This is a genomic window from Eisenbergiella porci (assembly GCF_009696275.1).
Taxonomy (GTDB): Bacteria; Bacillota; Clostridia; order Lachnospirales; family Lachnospiraceae; genus Eisenbergiella; species Eisenbergiella porci.
In genome coordinates this window covers 1-16,112 of record NZ_VUMI01000009.1, presented here as the reverse complement: position 1 = coordinate 16,112, position 16,112 = coordinate 1, and the positions used below count along the sequence as shown (strand labels likewise).

Annotated in this window: 14 protein-coding genes; 3 read left to right on the top strand and 11 right to left on the bottom strand. The window is 47.9% G+C overall.

Annotated elements, in window-relative coordinates:
- Positions 1–25 precede the first annotated feature (25 nt).
- Both FYJ45_RS07350 and FYJ45_RS07345 read left to right on the top strand, forming a co-directional pair.
- Positions 26–901, top strand: coding sequence for a patatin-like phospholipase family protein (locus FYJ45_RS07350; protein ID WP_154464079.1), 876 nt, complete (start codon positions 26–28; stop codon positions 899–901).
- On the top strand, positions 894–1,151 hold the full coding sequence (locus FYJ45_RS07345) for an Mbeg1-like protein (protein WP_154464078.1): 258 nt from the start codon (positions 894–896) through the stop codon (positions 1,149–1,151). The genes FYJ45_RS07350 and FYJ45_RS07345 overlap by 8 nt, the downstream gene beginning before the upstream one ends.
- Before the next feature lie 295 nt (positions 1,152–1,446).
- On the opposite strand, the gene FYJ45_RS07340 is transcribed toward FYJ45_RS07345, so the two are convergent.
- The 3 genes from FYJ45_RS07340 to FYJ45_RS07330 form a co-directional block, all read right to left on the bottom strand.
- Complete coding sequence (locus FYJ45_RS07340; RefSeq protein ID WP_021634280.1) at positions 1,447–2,052, bottom strand: cytidylate kinase-like family protein; 606 nt, start codon at positions 2,050–2,052, stop codon at positions 1,447–1,449.
- Between the two features lie 178 nt (positions 2,053–2,230).
- Complete coding sequence (gene mscL, locus FYJ45_RS07335; RefSeq protein WP_154464077.1) at positions 2,231–2,677, bottom strand: large conductance mechanosensitive channel protein MscL; 447 nt, start codon at positions 2,675–2,677, stop codon at positions 2,231–2,233.
- A 125-nt stretch (positions 2,678–2,802) separates the two neighbouring features.
- Complete coding sequence (locus tag FYJ45_RS07330) at positions 2,803–2,994, bottom strand: hypothetical protein (protein ID WP_025488612.1); 192 nt, start codon at positions 2,992–2,994, stop codon at positions 2,803–2,805.
- 79 nt (positions 2,995–3,073) lie between these two features.
- On the opposite strand from FYJ45_RS07330, the gene FYJ45_RS07325 reads away from it, so the two are divergent.
- Positions 3,074–4,084 carry an NHL repeat-containing protein gene (locus FYJ45_RS07325; RefSeq protein ID WP_154464076.1) on the top strand — a complete coding sequence of 337 codons (1,011 nt, stop codon included), beginning with the start codon at positions 3,074–3,076 and terminating at the stop codon, positions 4,082–4,084.
- Positions 4,085–4,486: 402 nt separating this feature from the next.
- On the opposite strand, the gene FYJ45_RS07320 is transcribed toward FYJ45_RS07325, so the two are convergent.
- The 8 genes from FYJ45_RS07320 to FYJ45_RS07285 form a co-directional block, all read right to left on the bottom strand.
- Positions 4,487–4,858: an HD domain-containing protein gene (locus FYJ45_RS07320; protein ID WP_235930690.1), complete on the bottom strand. Its 372-nt coding sequence runs from the start codon at positions 4,856–4,858 to the stop codon at positions 4,487–4,489.
- 16 nt (positions 4,859–4,874) lie between these two features.
- Entirely contained in the window at positions 4,875–5,849 is a 975-nt protein-coding gene (locus FYJ45_RS07315; protein ID WP_154464075.1) for a DMT family transporter, read from the bottom strand.
- 518 nt (positions 5,850–6,367) lie between these two features.
- Entirely contained in the window at positions 6,368–8,539 is a 2,172-nt protein-coding gene (locus FYJ45_RS07310; RefSeq protein WP_195841715.1) for a beta-galactosidase, read from the bottom strand.
- A gap of 128 nt (positions 8,540–8,667) precedes the next feature.
- Positions 8,668–9,699 (bottom strand): hypothetical protein, encoded by a 1,032-nt coding sequence (locus FYJ45_RS07305; protein ID WP_154464073.1) that lies wholly within the window; start codon positions 9,697–9,699, stop codon positions 8,668–8,670.
- Between the two features lie 99 nt (positions 9,700–9,798).
- On the bottom strand, positions 9,799–12,216 hold the full coding sequence (locus tag FYJ45_RS07300) for a glycoside hydrolase family 2 TIM barrel-domain containing protein (protein WP_154464072.1): 2,418 nt from the start codon (positions 12,214–12,216) through the stop codon (positions 9,799–9,801).
- Between the two features lie 168 nt (positions 12,217–12,384).
- Positions 12,385–14,019 carry an ABC transporter substrate-binding protein gene (locus tag FYJ45_RS07295; protein ID WP_154464071.1) on the bottom strand — a complete coding sequence of 545 codons (1,635 nt, stop codon included), beginning with the start codon at positions 14,017–14,019 and terminating at the stop codon, positions 12,385–12,387.
- A gap of 119 nt (positions 14,020–14,138) precedes the next feature.
- Entirely contained in the window at positions 14,139–15,029 is an 891-nt protein-coding gene (locus tag FYJ45_RS07290) for a carbohydrate ABC transporter permease (protein WP_102287650.1), read from the bottom strand.
- A 14-nt stretch (positions 15,030–15,043) separates the two neighbouring features.
- Positions 15,044–15,961, bottom strand: a complete 918-nt coding sequence (locus tag FYJ45_RS07285) for an ABC transporter permease (protein WP_025488603.1) — start codon at positions 15,959–15,961, stop codon at positions 15,044–15,046.
- Positions 15,962–16,112 lie beyond the last annotated feature (151 nt).

Sequence of the window (16,112 nt, the reverse complement as noted above, 5' to 3'; positions counted from 1 at the left end):
TCTGTCGGTGTTATAAGAGGGAATTATGAAACACATCGGATTAGTCTTGTCCGGAGGAATGGGGAAAGGCGCATACCAAGTTGGTGCGCTTACGGCTTTAAATGAGTTTTTCCATCCATCGGATTTCGAATATGTGAGCGCTGCATCAATAGGTGTGCTCAATACATATGCATATTTAACAGGAAATATAAAGAAAGCTCATGATATATGGGAAGCTGTTAACTTACAAGGAGACAAGAGATTTATTACATCTGTTTTGAAGAGTTCATTTTTACAGAATATAATTACGAGTATAATTACTGATTCAGAAATACCAAACTCGTTTTATGTGCCACTATTGGATTTAGCGGACAAGGAATTAAATTACTATAATTTTTCGGAAATTCCGTGCTGTAAAATTGAGCAATATCTGAGGGCAAGTATTGCAATGCCCTTTTATAATAAGGGAGTGTCTATCGGCTCAAAAATGCTTTTTGATGGTGCAGTAATAGACAATATCCCGATATTTCCGGTTCTGAAAAATGAATTGAATTATGTTATATGTATTTATTTTGATGATTTCAATTATGTGTTTGAAGACCATGTGTGGGATAGTAAAATAATTAAATTGACATTCCCAGACAATAAACTTATTTCAAATTCCGTAAATATAAAACACGAATCAATTATGTATATGATGGAAGAAGGATATAAACGTACAAAAGGGGTATTATCCGCTGTTTTTTCTGAGGGAGTGGATAATTTCGATATTGTCTATGAAAGAATTGGTGTAATGAATTCTTTGAATTCTCAAAAAGTTATTCGGCTTACAGGTGATGTCGTTGTAACGAATATGAACAAATTACTTAAAAAAATTGTTCGAAAAAAAAGAGTTTTAGAGGGAGGATTTTGCGATGAGTAAATCAAGATGGGGAGTACAAGAAATTCAATTTGCGGCTGTAATATTTTTGCTGTCTGATCAGACAATATTTCTGTCCTTTCGAGGAACGGATAATACTCTGATTGGATGGAAAAAAGATCTTAATATATGCTTTATTGGTGGGATACCTTCTCAGATAGCCACAGCAAGGTATGCTACAGAATTTACATGTAAGTTAAACATACCTCTACGTCTTGGCGGGCATTCTAAAGGTGGAAACCTTTCAATTTGAGCAGGCACACATTGTCTAAGTAAGGTGTCCTTTAATAGTGAAACACATTCCAATCTTAATTTACTAACCCTCTTGTCAGATGATTCTGATTCAGAGTAAATAATATATAAATAGTATAGGACAAAGGTATCCAATGCTCATAGGAAACGGACACCCCAAAACACTCTTTTGCTGTTTTATGAGTGCCGCCCGCATCAGCCATTCCTGGCTGGTGCGGGAAGTCTTTTTTCTTTCCTGTGTCTTAACAGCGCATGTCCGACGTCTCTGTTTTACTGCCTTCTCCGAAAAACAGCGGCTATTCCACATACCCCTTCATTTTCAGATATGCCTCAATCAAGTCCACCGCGCCATCCACACCGGCGGCAGAGGTATTGATCATCAGAGCCTTGTTTCTCTTATCTCCCCAGACTTCATCGGTATAGTACTGATAATAATTCCTGCGGATTTTCTCCGTTTTCTTAATCAGCTTAGCGGCCTTCTGTCTGTCCTCCAGGGAATACAGCTTCATGATCCGATCAATTTTATCCTCCATATCCGCATAGATGAACACATTCACCACATTGTCCTGATAGGCCAGAATCACATCCGCACACCGTCCCACCACCACGCAGGATTCCTCTCTTGTCTTGTTCAGAATCAAATCAGCCTGCATGTCGAACAGGCGCTCGCTCAGAGTATCCGCATCAAAATCATAAGGGATAAAGGATTCCCGGAACGGGCTGGAAGGCTTCTCATCATTTTCCATCAGTTCTTCCACACTGATGCCGCTTTTTCCTGAAATTTCATTCAGGATGTTCTTGTCCAGGAAGGTGAAGCCAAGCCTTTCGGCCAGTTTTTCCCCGACCTCACGTCCGCCGCTTCCGTACTCACGACCGATGGTAACCGTTACTTTTTTCTGCATAAACAAGTCCCTCCTTTTCCTGCCCGGCCTTTCCTGCCGGATGGCTGATGTGCAGTCGGACCGCAGTTCACACACAGTCCGCCCGTCTTGCTGCTTATGGAAACAAATCGCAGCAGCCCGGTTAACTGGTAACAATCCGGATAAACGTTACCGTATTCAGCTGTTGCAGCAATTTTTTTCAGACAGTCTCCGATATCTTTTCCGCCAAATCAGAGGTGCAGTGACAGCACTTTACCGCGTCCGCAGGGATTTCACTCTTACAGTAAGGACAGATTTTCGTAGCCGGTTTTGCCGGTTCCTCAGGCGTTTTCTCCTTGTCCTTCCGGTTCCCCAGCTCAGCAATTTTATTGATGAACTTCACCAGCAGGAAAATGACAAAGGCCATGATCAGGAAATTAATAACCGCCGTCAGGAAAGAACCATACTTAATGTCCACGTCCCGCACCGTAACCACCAGATAACTCAGATTCGTGTTGGCAATCAGTCCCAGCAGAGGCGATATCACATCATTTACCAGGCTGTTCACAATGCCCTGGAACGCTGCGCCGACAATAACGCCTACCGCCATGTCAATGACATTGCCGCGCATGATAAATTTCTCAAATTCCTTTAAAAAGTTTTTCATTGCCAAGTTTTCCTTTCTCCTATGTAATTTCTTTTATTAAAAATATTCTATCATAATTCGGCATTTTCTGCCACTTTAATGCGGCTAATTCCCGTTTAAACGCACTTTTACGGGAATGAAGACTTCTAATCCGCCCTCTGGTCACTCCTCCGGGGCAAATACCCTTTTCCGCCACAATACAAGCTGCCCCCAAAACTCCGGTGTCCGATCTCAAGGCATAATCTTTCCATTTCCTGTACGCTCATTCCAGCTACCGGGAAACCGGAACTTTCCTGCAATTTATCTTCCACCCTGGCCATAAATTCTGTATAGTTCATTTTTCCCCTCCTCTTTGCGCCCTGTCCATCTTGTGCTATACTTAAGTTTATTACATCTGATGAAAGGCCTGGAATTTACATGAAGAAAAAGAAAGCTCATATTCTTCCTGTCTGTATTATAATCTTATTTATCGTAACAGCTGCCGGAGTCCTGCTTTATTTCCGAAACAGGACACAGGAAGCCTTCCTCCAGCTCTCAGAGCTCAGCGAGGCCGCCAAGGACGAAAAGGACATCCCCATACCGGCCAATCCCTACTTTGACCTGAGCGTCCCCACCTATATTACTAAGCTGCAGGATACCTACTTTCTGGTGGACTGCTATCACGATGAAATCATTTACAGCGATTCCCTGGACAGGGAACTGAACGAATGGGAGGTTATGACCGATGAAATCAACCGCGGACACACCATTGCCAGCGACGGTGTGGTATATCTGACGGATGATACGGAAAATAACCGCATTCTGGTATTCGAAAAAGAGGACGGCCGGTTTATTCACACCCAGACCTTTTCCGACATTGGCATACGCCCCCACTATATCGTTTATGATGAAACAAGCGGTTATTTTTACGCGCTCAGCTCCATGACCGGTGAACTGTATGTCTTTTCCCGGGAAAAAAATTCAACGCGCATGGGGCTGAAGGAAGTGCGTTCCATAGAAAAACTAAACGGTGTCTATGTCCGCTCCTTCACCATCATCGGAAAGGAAATTTATTTTGTTTCCGGCAATTCCACCATCATCCGCGCCCGGCTGAAGGATCTGAAAATCCTGGAGGAATATCCGGTAAGCCCGGAAATTGCGGGGATGGTCCAGCTGACCCAAATAGAGGACTATTACTATATCACCATTTCCACCGACGTGGATTTCAATCAGGATTATGCCACCTTCATCCGTACAAAAGATCTGCATTCCCTTGCTTCCGGCGGTTATGAGGACATTTATGATAACTTTATCGGCGGCGGGACCCCCTACTATATCACCTCCTTCGATGGCCATTTCTACCTGACGGAGCACCGGATTCCGGGGCATTCCGTATGGCAGTTTGATGTGGAAGAGAATGAAATTGTTAATGTTGTACCGATTTATTAGTATTGAGGTACGTTGCTATATATTGTAAAAAAAGCCGCCATGCATTATATGGTAACATATCAATGCATGTACGGCTTTTTTACATGATGCGGCATTGCAGCACCATCTCATTTTATAAGTCTGCCTCCATCAGAATTTGCAAAAGCCACTCCTGACTCATAAAAATAAGACAGCTGCCAGGCGGAATCCTGCTCTCCCCTGGCAACTGCCCAATTTCTATCCCCTACATCATTTTTTTCAAAAAAATATAGGGTTTCCATTTATTCTATGATACCACTTATTCTTCTGCAGACTGCTAACAGTCCTTTATCACCTCCGAAAGCCGTTCCTTCCCCATCCGGTAAGTCCCCTCAGCCTCCATCAGTATACTGCCGTAAAAAGCTTCCGCCGCAGCCTGCCTCTTTACCGCCAGCTTTGTTCCCCGCTCTGTAAAAAAACGATCATACAGGTTTTCCAGCTTACGCTTATACTCCCTGAAAAAGCAATCCTCCCCGTCTCCGGAACCATCATTAACACTTCCGTCACCAGCCCGGCCCGCTCCTGCGTCCATCCACAATCCATGAGGAAGGCAAATGCCTTATCACCACACACAGCCGCATGGCACAAAGCCGGATTCTCAAACTGCTCTCCCCGTCCGATATCATGCAGCAGGCACGCCGTAATTAAAATCTCGTAATCCACATCCTGCTCATACGCCGCGATATCCAGCGCCGTATACAACACTCTGTAAATATGCTCCTTATCATGGGCGCTGTCATTCATACAGGAAAGCATATACGCCTCTGTTTTTTCAAACGCTTTCCAATTGACCCCTCTCTTTTGCCGTGCCTGCCGAGCCGTTTACGATTATGATCCCCACACAGACAAGAAGCAAAGCCGCCACTCCCGTAAGCCCGAAGGCCTGGCTGCTCTCTCCCAGAAACAACGCGGAAAGCAAAACCCCGAATACAGGATTCATAAATCCAAACACCGCAACCCTCGCCACCGGATTATATTTCAGAAGAATTCCCCACAGAGTATACGCGGCCGCTGAAATAAACGCCATATAAAGAAGAAGCCCCAGCGCCGGAAGTCCCGCGCCCGCCAAACTGATGCGCCCTCCCATCGCCAGCCCGAATCCTGTGAGCAATATTCCTCCGCAAAGGAACTGATACCCGCTCAGCGTCACCGGTTTTTCGTTTTCCGAATAACGTTTGATTAACGCAGAGGAAAAAGCATAGCTCACTGCAGAGAGGAAAATAAATCCTTCCCCTAAAAAGGACAGATTCATATCCAGGCTCCCGCTGCTCAGATTAATGATCACCACACCTGCAAAGCCGGTGATACAGCCAATCACCTTTTTTGCCGTAAGCTTTTCCATATGGAACACCACCACAGCCACCAGAATCGAAAGAAAAACATTCGACGCGCCAATAATGGAAGATTTCACCCCGGAGGTATGGGACAGGCCGATATAAAAGAAAATATACTGCGCCACTGTCTGCACCAAAGCCAGCTTAACCACCATGTGCAGACTTGTCCTGGCAGGCACCAGCGGCTTCCTGCCTATCAGACTCCCGAAAAGAATCACAAGAATCCCCGCCAGCGTAAAACGGGTTCCGGCAAACACGATCTGTGACGCGCTGTCCGATGCACCGATGGAAAACAGACTGTATCCAATCTTAATACAGGGAAAAGCACTCCCCCAAAGAAAGCAGCAAACCAAAGCACAAACAAATACCACCCAAGTCTTACTCATATACATCTTCATACCAGAACTTTTCATAACTTCAACTCCTTCATTTTATCTCCGCTCCCAGATCGCAGCCCTGTTCCAAAGCCACGCCCCAAAAACTCCCCGCTAATTTCCCACGCCATTCTACCATACTGCCTTTCCACCCATTTTGCAACCCCCTCTCCCCCCAATTCAAGCCGATTCAATAAGTTCAGCCGCCCCCACCAATAATCCACTGAGACCAAACGGTAAACAATATACCTCATTTTATCTCCGGGATAATCGCCGCCCAATTGCCTCTCCGCCCGGATACCCAGCCTGTCTGTACAGCATAATCCCAGACAGTTCATCGGCTGCCGGGAATTTCCAGGGCACGAAATGCTTCCCGGGCAAAAAAAACAGAAGCCTTTACCTTATTTGTAAAAGCTCCTGTTTCCTGTGTTGTTTCGCCGGCTCATCCGCTGACCCGCCGGAAAAATCTGACCTTCTCCGGCTTCCTTTGTCAACCTGCCCTACAGGTCTTATCCATATTTTTTCTTCAATATTTCTCTGAATTATCGGAATATAATTTACAGTTCTGTTTTATATTCCGCAACCGCCTTCACTCCCCGCAGCGCGCAGCCCTTTTCCACCGGAAGATCATAATAAACCTGGTTGTCATAAGGATTGGGAAGCGGACTATCGCTGGAATATATCCGCAGCACCAGGCTGGCAGGGTAATCGAAGCGTTTCAGCGCCGCATGCCATGTCTCTCCGTTGGTAAACCAGTCATCCGCCAGACGGCCATCCAGATAAAGCTCCGCCCTGTCGCCCACATAATTCGCTTCCAGATACAGCTGGTGAAGTTTATCCACAGGAACAGCCCCAATATACACCTCATATTCACAATATCCGGCAGCTTTACCGACAGCTTCGCTCCCTGTCCGTTTTTCTGCATCCGTCTCCAGCAGCGTAAAGCGGACAGGCACATCTGTCTCCTGCGCCTTCACAGTGAAAACCTTCGGCTCGCCTTCCGCTCTATAACAAATCACCTTTTCCTGTGCATGGCTGGAAATCAGATATATTTTTCCTTCCTGCTCTATCAGACAGCTGTCCTGATATTCCGTCACATACAACGCATCGCCCAGACGGCAGGCCCTGGCCGCCTGTTCCTCTGTCAGCGTGACCACATCCCCGGCTTCCCCTCTCCACTGATAAAAAGGATTTTCACAGACTTCCTTACTTCCATAGAAAAAGTACCTGCTGCCCAGATGGCATAACAAAGAAGCGTTGGTTTTTTCCAGAAAAGCCTCGCCCACAGGCAGGGAAAAAGGAATCACCGCACAGCTTCCCGGCTTCAGGAAAAGATGGTCAATCACCAGCTCCCTTTCCGGGAAAACCAGCTTTACGGCCGCATCCTTCCGTTCCTTCATCCGGCGTTTTCTCTGATGATTATTAATAAAAAGGAAGCCTGTCCGGCTCTCAGGGTTCACCCGAGCCGTGGTGCGCAGTGTATGTAAATCCTCCGGCGACTCGGGAAGCTTTTCCGGGAAACAGGTTTCACTCCCCGCCAGCTCTTCTCCGAAATCCTGCAGCAGCAGATGCAGCCTGCCAAGCCTTCCATAGCTTTCATTTACCTCGCCGGATTCCCTGATACAGGTCTGGAAATCATAGCTTTTTACCGGCAGATCATTATTATACCCCGTAGCCCTGGATTCCTGAAGGGTTGTTTCCTTTCCCTCCGGATTGATGCCGCCATGGTACATATAATATCCCAGCAGATTGGCCCCGCCGCCCAGCATACAGAGCGCCTGGGCTTCAATATCTTCCGGCCAGGGATAAGTTCTTCTGTGGGAGGTTGGCTGCAGCCCGCCGCCAAGCTCTGCGGTCAGATAAGGATTTCTGCTGATGTCAAAAGTAAACTGCCTGCTCTCCTGTCTCTTCAGATCGGAACCGATATTTTCATCCTGTTTATAGGACGAAAATAAAAAGTTGGCGCTGGCGGGCATTTCCTGCACATGCTCCGCCCAGGGCGCATCCACATAGCCGCCCAGCACCGGCAGTGTTTCTCCGTCCACAACGATACCGCCGCCCCATCCTGTGGAGGTATAATAAGGAACCTCCAACCCGGCTTCCAGCGCCATTCTTTTCAACGTGCGCATATGCTCCATGCATTCCTCCTGGGAGGAAGGGCCGCCTCCGCAGTGTCCGTATTCATTTTCCAGCTGGACGCCTATAATGGGGCCTCCGTCCTTTGCCATTTCTCCTGCCGCCTGTTCCCCGATCTTCTGATAGAGGCGGCGCACCTCCTTCAGATAGCCGGGATCATTGCTGCGCAGCCTGCTGTCGAATTCTTCCGTCAGCCAGTCCGGGAACCCGCCGTTGCGGCATTCCCCATGGGCCCAGGGCCCGATGCGCAGCCACACCTGCATGCCAACTCTGCGGCAGGTCTCCAGAAAGCCCCGCAGATCACGGCAGCCGCCAAAGTCCCACTCACCGCGCCTTTCCTCATGGTGGATCCAGAAAACATAGGTTGCCGTCACCGTGATGCCGCCCGCTTTCATCTTCAGCAGTTCTTCCTCCCAGTCCTCCGGCTCATATCTGGAAAAATGAAACTCCCCCATTACCGGCAGAAAGCGTCTGCCGTTTTTCATCAGGCTTAAGTTATCCACCTCATACAGGTTTCCCTGGCTGTCTTTTCCACACATGGGGAACTTCACCGCTTCCCTCATTTTTCCTGTAATCCTGATTGTGTTGTCCATACCTTTCCCTTCCTTTTTCAGCCGCAGTCCGGAGACTGTAACGACTCCGGCGTTATATGCCGACACTTCTGAATTACATTTTTTACAGTCGGCCCAATGTGCCGGCCTGCCAACTGCCATACGGTTATTTAATAATAATCTTTTATTGCCTTTCTGACAACCTCATAAGCCTTTTTCGACTTCCCTTCCACATCCGTAATTCCCCAGTAGCATTCCGAAGGGCAGTCGGACGCACCGCAGTGATAACAATGGGCGGCATCCTTGAAACAGAAAAGGAAGCTTCCCAGTACATGAGGATTTTCCGCAAAGATTTGCAGGCCTCTTCTCAGATATTCTGCCTGAACCTCTTGTGTATGTCCACCCTCCACCTGGTGGAACCAGCTTTTCTCATAGCAAACATCCGGAATACCCTCCGGAAGCGCTGAAGGGTCCGGTCGCTCCTCCATCACCCTGCCGCCGGAGGAATAGCCCCATTCATTGGCAACGACGGGAAGCTGATACCTTTCATATAATGCCTCTATTACATCATTCCAGCTCTCCACCGTCTTTCCCTGCCAGGAGCCGAAATACTGGTCGTCCCCGATATATCCGAACTTATGCCCCGGCGCATATACCATATCTGCGATTTTCAGCCCATCCTCATGATAACGTGACAGATTGATGCCGCATTTTGCTTCCGGATTGGCGCGGACGATCCCTTCTGCAGAAGCCCTGGCCGTTCCCGTGGTAACCTCCGGCGGATAGCTGCCGGAAAAGGTGGGAATATCGATCTCATTCATGCACTGCCACAGATTTCCTGCCAGCTCCCCCAGGTCACTGCAGATGAATTCACAGGCCGCCGCCACATTTTTATAATAGATATCACTGCCCTTTTCCCCTGCAAAGGCAGGCCAGGCATCCTGGTAATAAGTCTCCTTTTTTACCTCGTCATAATAGTATCCGCCCATTCCCGGCGTGGAAGGCATGATTTGCATGCCCGCTTCATGCGCCCTGCGGATTTCCTCCTTGCATTTCAGGTATTTCGGGCTGAGAGTGCCGAACATTTTATCCTCCCAGGGGAAACAAATCTCCATTCTTACCCAGGAAAAACCCAAGTCCAGAATTTCCTGATAGTCATCTTTTACATCATACGCATATACAATACCCAATATTTTTTCCATTGACTCCTTTTTTAGCTGCGGCTTTCCGGTCCCATCACAGTTGCTGCCAGACGCCATCCTGAACCGTCTTTCGTACCGGAATATGCCTCTCATAAATTATTATCTTAAAGTCACAAAGATCACCTCAGCCGCCGCAGAAGGCAGCCCACCAGCGCTCACCGTAACCACGCACCTCCCTGCATTCCCGTCGGAACGAAGTACAGCCAAAGCCCTGCCATGAAAAGCATGGATATGATCCGCCTTCATGCTTTCCAGGCTGTCGGGACGGCCGTTGTCCACTCCGATAACCTCACCGGGGCCTTCCGCACTGAAGGTAAGCTCATTATCTGCCTGCCAGCAGAAGTTCCCGTCCTTATCCAGAATTTCCACCTCAATCTGCCCTACATCCAGTCCATCGGCAGCCGCCTCCTTCTGATAGCAGGAAATCCTGAGCGCGGCAGGCTCTCCGGCGGTTTTTACCTGATGGCGGCAAACCTCTTTCCCATTCACGAAACCAGCCAGCTCAATACAGCCCGGCTCATATGGCACATCCCAGCAGAGGAACAAATCCTCCGTATTCACCGCACCTGGTTCTTTGTCATAATGACCGTACCGTTGTGTCATACCGTAGGCGGGGTAGGAATATGCTTTTCTCCCATAGGATTTTCCATTCAGGAAAAGCTCCGCGCTTTCACAGCTGGTAAAGCCCAGCACCGGCAGGATTGTCCCCTCCTCCACTTCCAGATTCCAGTGCGGAAGAAGATGGACCATGGGAATATCCCGCCTCCAGATACTCTGGTAAAAATAATAACCGTCCTTCTCAAAACCACAGGTATCCAGCACTCCCGCGCTGGCCGACCGGTAAGGCCAGTGTGCCTCGCCAAGATAATCGATTCCCGTCCACATGAAATCTCCGGCAACATAATCATGGGTCATGGTATACCTCAACAGCTTTCCTACGGCTACCGGCGTGCTGTAATAGGGCCGTTTCCACCAGCTGCCCGTTTCTCTTCCCCGGTCATATTCCCCCCGGATGCCGCCCATTCCCGGATTTTCCGTTCCGATAACGCACCAGTCAGGATGGGCACGCTTGTCATCCTCATACAGTGTCTCCGCCCGGGTTCTCCATCTGCCCACATAATTGTAGCCCACCACATCCAGTTCATTCAGGAACTCCTGCATCGCGGCCTTTGGCTCCGCACAAATCTGATCATTGGCCTGGGTTATCGCCCTTTCCGGATCCAGCTGCTTACAGATTTCCTTTAAGCGCCTGGCCGTCAGATATCCTGCCGGATCCGTCTGATCTGGCACCTCATTGCCGATGCTCCAGATCACGACGGACGGATGGTTCCTGTCCCGGTAAAGCATGGCTTTCAAATCCTCCTCGTGGCACTGCGCAAACCATTCCGAATACCCCCGGCTTTCATGGGTATTGGAGCCTAATTCCTTGCCCTTCAGGATTTTCCACTCGTCAAAGGCCTCATCCATCACCAGAAAGCCCATTTCATCACATAGCTCCAGCAGCCCCGGATCGGGAGGATTATGTGACATGCGGATACTGTTTGCTCCCATTTCCTTCAGTTTTTCCAGCCGCCGCTTCCATATCTGCAGCGGCACTGCCGCCCCCATGCAGCCGCCGTCATGATGGATGCATACACCGTTGATTTTCACCTGTTCCCCATTCAGCAGAAAGCCCCTGTCCTTATCGAATACGGCGCTTCTCAGCCCGGTTCTTGTATGTACCTCATCCAGAAGAACACCTTCCTTATTGTAGAGCCGGGTAATTACCTCATACAGACAGGGAGAGGCAACGGACCAGAGGCAGGGCTCCTCCAGGGAAAAAAGCTGTGTACAGACGGCATTTCCAGGAGCAGCCGCCGTTTCCTTCTCAGCTGCGATTGTCCCCCGGGGCGAAATGATGCTGGTCTTTACCGTCAGCTCCTCCTGATTCCGGCAGGAGGTTGTGATCATCAGCTCCGCATATTGCCGTGTCACCTTCTTCTGCCGGATATACACTCCATTTTCCGCCACATAACTATTTTCTACAGTAAGTATCCACACATCCCTGGTAATCCCGGAGCCGGAATACCAGCGGGAACCCGGCTGTCCGGAATTGTCTATCTCCACGTCCAGCACATTGCATTCTCCCCGGCCTGTTTTCACCAGCTCCGTAATTTCTACGGAAAAAGGCGTATATCCATATATATGTTCCTTTATCCGGCTGCCATTCAGCCACACACGGGTCTTCATATAAGCCCCGTCAAAACACAGAAACAGATGCTTTCCCCGTACTTCCTCCTCCGTCACGGTAAATATCTTTTTATACCATCCTATCCCGGTTTCCACGTAGCCTCCCGAGCCGCAGGAGGCCGCCTTTTCATCAAAGGAATACTCCAGGCTCCAGTCATGAGGAAGCTTTACCGGCCGGTATCCCGGCGTTAATTCGCTTCCCGCCGGATCCGGCGGACACCCGTCCCCCTCCCCTGCTTTGTGATAAAAAAACCAGCCCAGATTCCAGTTATCCTTTTTTCTTCCCATAGAATGCCCTCTCCTATTTTTGTGCCGCAAAGGCCCTCACCCGGCGCGTGCCAGGCGGGAGCCTTACTGGTAATATTCAGGTAACTGTGAAGAGTACCAAACAGTTACCTATTCAGATATTTCAACTGCCGGGACAGTTATCCCTTTTATTTCTGTGTGATACCCATTTTATTGATTATAGCCCTTCTTTTCACAGAATGCTTCATACTGCCTCTTCATTTCCGCAGTTACCTTGTCCAGTCCGGCCGCTTCCAGTTTACCTTTGAACTCCTCAAACTTCGCTTCCGTCTGGTCACCGAAGACACCAAGGAAAAAGCTTGTCAGATATTCATCACGGATTGCATTGATAACGGAAAGTTCTGTTTCCACCGGGCTTTTATCAAAGGTAAAGCCGGCTGTTTCAGGAACGAATTCCTTTGCTTCACATTTTTCTCTGAACTCCAGCTTCCGGGGATCCATTCCCTCTTCATCAGGCTGATCACCTCTCTGGATTCCCCATGCCCAGGAATTCCATGCATATTTGCCGGATTCCTCTGTAAGGCCTCTGGTGCCGTCCTCATTTAATGTCCAGTGAACACCTTCGATACCGCCGAGAATCAGATTATTGACTTCCGTGAAACCTTTCAGACAATCAAGAACAAGTGCCGCTCTTTCCGGATTTTTAGAGTTTGTGGTGATGGCTACGGCATCATCCGCATAACTGCCGCGTGCACGGGATACATCAGGGGTAATATCATAAGCTGCGTAGGTTCCCAAGCCAGCCTCCTCCAGAGCCTTTCCGGCATCATAAATGGTTTCATTCCATACAAAGCTTGCAGAGGTTCCGTTTTCAAAGGCTGCCCTTGATTCATTGGTATCATTGATGGCATTGCTTGACCATACGCCCCTGGCTGCCATCTCAGCCATTTCCAGGCAGTAATTTTTGAAACTTTCCGAAGTATATTTGTAGAAAACATCCTTATCAAAATCCGGAGCTGCTTCAGAATTGTGATGGGGATATAAAAAGTCAAATCCAACCGCCAATACGTTCAGGCCTTCATTCTGATTCCACAGATTAAGATATTCTTCTCTGTTGGCCGTCTGTCCGCTTGCAGAGATCCCACTTCCCTTATCGTCAACCGCCGCGTACAGATATTCTTTCATGCTGTCCCAGCTGTCAATCGTTTCAATTCCATATTTCTCCATTAAATCCTGGCGGACTGCAATAAAATTGTAGCCGTTAAACGTTGCATTGGATCTGGGCACTGCAAATATTTTGCCGTTAATGGAAATCTGATCCCAGCTTTCTGCAGGCTGCTGCGGGTAACTGATGGGCATATATTTCTCAAGCCATTCCTGATCCAGCTCCCGGAATGCGCCCTTTGCCGCTTCGTCATTATAGTAACACCAGGAGGAGGTATACATTAAATCTACAGGCTCACTTCCTGCCAGCACCAGAGAATATTTTGTAGTATAATCACTCCAATTGAGAAACTGCATTTCCAGTGTCGTATTCAGCCAGGGATTCAGATATTTGCTGTTCAGTTCCTCCAATACCTTGTCCATATCCTCGGGCCTGTCCCCCAGTGCGTACATAATCACCGTTACAGGTTCGGAAAGGTCCAGTCCTTTATCCGCATAAGGGCTGTCCGCACTGATTCCATCATTGGATGCAGCGGTATTCCCCGTTTCCGCCTGCCCGCTTTCTGCCGTCCCGGCACTGCTCTGTGCAGACTGTCCTGCATTTCCTCCGCAGCCTGCAAGGGAAATTAACATTGCCGCGCTCAGAATTGCCGCCATTGCTTGTTTCATCATTTTTCTCATAACCAACCTCCATATATTTTTTATACTAAGGCCAAAGGCCCAGGGTATCAAGATTAACTTCTTCTGTTTTTTCTTTACAATCTTCGGATGCCAAGACGCAGACCGTTTTTTGTGGGAAATTATCCCTTCACCGCTCCGATGGTCAGCCCCTTCACAAAATATTTCTGCAGGAAAGGATATAACAGGATAATCGGTCCGGTGGCAATCACCGTCATAGCCATTTTCATGGACTCACTGGGAAGCTGCTGTACCTGCTGTCCGGTCAGGGCCGCAATCCTTTTTAAGGCCTCTGAACTGTTCAGGATATTCTGCAGCGTATACTGCAGGTTCCAGAACCGGTTGTCATTGATAAACAGCATGCAGTTATACCAATCGTTCCAGTAGGCAAGCGCTGTAAACAGTCCCAACGTGGCAATCAACGGCTTAGCCATAGGTATCATAATTTTATAATAGATACAGAAATCCCCTGCGCCGTCAACCTTGGCTGCCTCAACCATTTCATAAGGAATTCCCTTCATGAAGCTTTTTGCGATAATCATGTTCCATACGGAAAACAAGCCCGGAATAATCAGCGCATACAGCTTATTGTTGAACTGAAAGGTCTGTGTACAAAGCAGATACCAGGGTACCAGCCCGCCGTTGAACAACGTGGTAAAAAAGAAGAAAAAGGAAAAACCGTTTTTCCAGGGAAAATCCTTTCTGGACAATACATAGCCGGTCATTGTCATCAGAAAAATGGAAAGCACTGTTCCCAATACGGTAACAAAAATGGTAACCCCATAAGCCCTGAGGATTTCCATAGGATTTTTCAGCGCTGTATCATACCCGGCAAGAGAAAAACGATCCGCAGTTACAAGGAAACTGTATCCTTCGGTAAGTATGGAATGTTCACTGGTAAAGGAGCCTACAATAATCAGATAAAACGGTATGACACACGCTAAAGCAAACAGCGCAATCAACGTATAGGATATTACGGCAAAAATAATCTTGTCCCTGCTTTTTCTTTTCATGACTGCACCTCCCCTTAAAACAGTGTGTAATCCGGGTCAATCTTCTTTACAATAAAGTTGGCCGTACAGATGGTTACAAAGCACAGAACCGACTGGTACAGGCCGGCTGCCGCCGACATCCCATAATCATTAGTGGTAATCATGGTTCTGTAAACAAAGGTATCAATAACATCGGAGGTTTCCAGCAGGAGCTGATTATTCTTCACCAGCTGATAGAACATTCCGAAATCCCCGCGGAATATGTTTCCGATGGCAAGAAGCGCCATGATAAAAATGGTGGGCTTCAGGCTGGGTATGGTAATACAGGTAATTTTCTTCCAGATGTTGGCGCCGTCAATTTCCGCCGCCTCATACATTTCCGTGCTGATGCCCGCTATGGCAGCCAGATAGACCACCGTTCCATAGCCGGTCTGTTTCCATAGCCGTACACACACCATTACTATCGGCCAGGTTTTTACATGGCTGTAAATACTGTAGGGTTCCCCTCCGATAGAGGCCAGAATATTATTTACCACTCCGTTATCGCCAAAAATATTCAGCATGACCGTGGATACCACGACCCAGGAAATGAAATATGGAAGGAACATTACTGTCTGGGACACCTTTTTAAAAATCCGGTTGTTGATTTCACTCAGCATTATGGCAAAACCCACTTCAAATACGATTCCCAGCACGATAAAAGCTATATTATACAGAAGTGTGTTCCTGGTCAGCGACCACAGCTTATCGGAAACAATCATATAATCAAAATTCTTCAGTCCCACCCATGGGCTGCCGTAAATTCCATCGTGATAGTTATATTTTTTAAATGCCAGAACAATGCCCGTCATGGGGATATAACTGAATATCACTGTATAGGCAATTGCCGGCAGCAACATCAGCAGCATGATTCTGTTCTTACGCACCTTTTGAAAAAGGCCAGTTTTTTTCATCTTGTTTCCCTCCTCGTTTTCGTTGGTAGTGTCAAGTTTCACTACCGTTTTTTATTGTTAAACCTTGATTTTATGGGAGTTTACAATAAAAAGAGCATTGACCTCCCTTTTATGGTATAATGTCACTCGCCAAAACAACCTTATACGAAAG

Bases quoted from the DNA above. Each gene is read 5' to 3' on its own strand.
- FYJ45_RS07350 (WP_154464079.1), top strand. From the start codon at position 26: ATGAAACACATCGGATTAGTCTTGTCCGGAGGAATGGGGAAAGGCGCA.
- FYJ45_RS07310 (WP_195841715.1), bottom strand. From the start codon at position 8,539: ATGGACAACACAATCAGGATTACAGGAAAAATGAGGGAAGCGGTGAAG.
- FYJ45_RS07325 (WP_154464076.1), top strand. From the start codon at position 3,074: ATGAAGAAAAAGAAAGCTCATATTCTTCCTGTCTGTATTATAATCTTA.
- FYJ45_RS07320 (WP_235930690.1), bottom strand. From the start codon at position 4,858: ATGCTTTCCTGTATGAATGACAGCGCCCATGATAAGGAGCATATTTAC.
- FYJ45_RS07330 (WP_025488612.1), bottom strand. From the start codon at position 2,994: ATGAACTATACAGAATTTATGGCCAGGGTGGAAGATAAATTGCAGGAA.
- FYJ45_RS07295 (WP_154464071.1), bottom strand. From the start codon at position 14,019: ATGAGAAAAATGATGAAACAAGCAATGGCGGCAATTCTGAGCGCGGCA.
- FYJ45_RS07305 (WP_154464073.1), bottom strand. From the start codon at position 9,699: ATGGAAAAAATATTGGGTATTGTATATGCGTATGATGTAAAAGATGAC.
- FYJ45_RS07345 (WP_154464078.1), top strand. From the start codon at position 894: ATGAGTAAATCAAGATGGGGAGTACAAGAAATTCAATTTGCGGCTGTA.
- FYJ45_RS07340 (WP_021634280.1), bottom strand. From the start codon at position 2,052: ATGCAGAAAAAAGTAACGGTTACCATCGGTCGTGAGTACGGAAGCGGC.
- mscL (WP_154464077.1), bottom strand. From the start codon at position 2,677: ATGAAAAACTTTTTAAAGGAATTTGAGAAATTTATCATGCGCGGCAAT.
- FYJ45_RS07290 (WP_102287650.1), bottom strand. From the start codon at position 15,029: ATGAAAAGAAAAAGCAGGGACAAGATTATTTTTGCCGTAATATCCTAT.
- FYJ45_RS07315 (WP_154464075.1), bottom strand. From the start codon at position 5,849: ATGAAAAGTTCTGGTATGAAGATGTATATGAGTAAGACTTGGGTGGTA.
- FYJ45_RS07300 (WP_154464072.1), bottom strand. From the start codon at position 12,216: ATGGGAAGAAAAAAGGATAACTGGAATCTGGGCTGGTTTTTTTATCAC.
- FYJ45_RS07285 (WP_025488603.1), bottom strand. From the start codon at position 15,961: ATGAAAAAAACTGGCCTTTTTCAAAAGGTGCGTAAGAACAGAATCATG.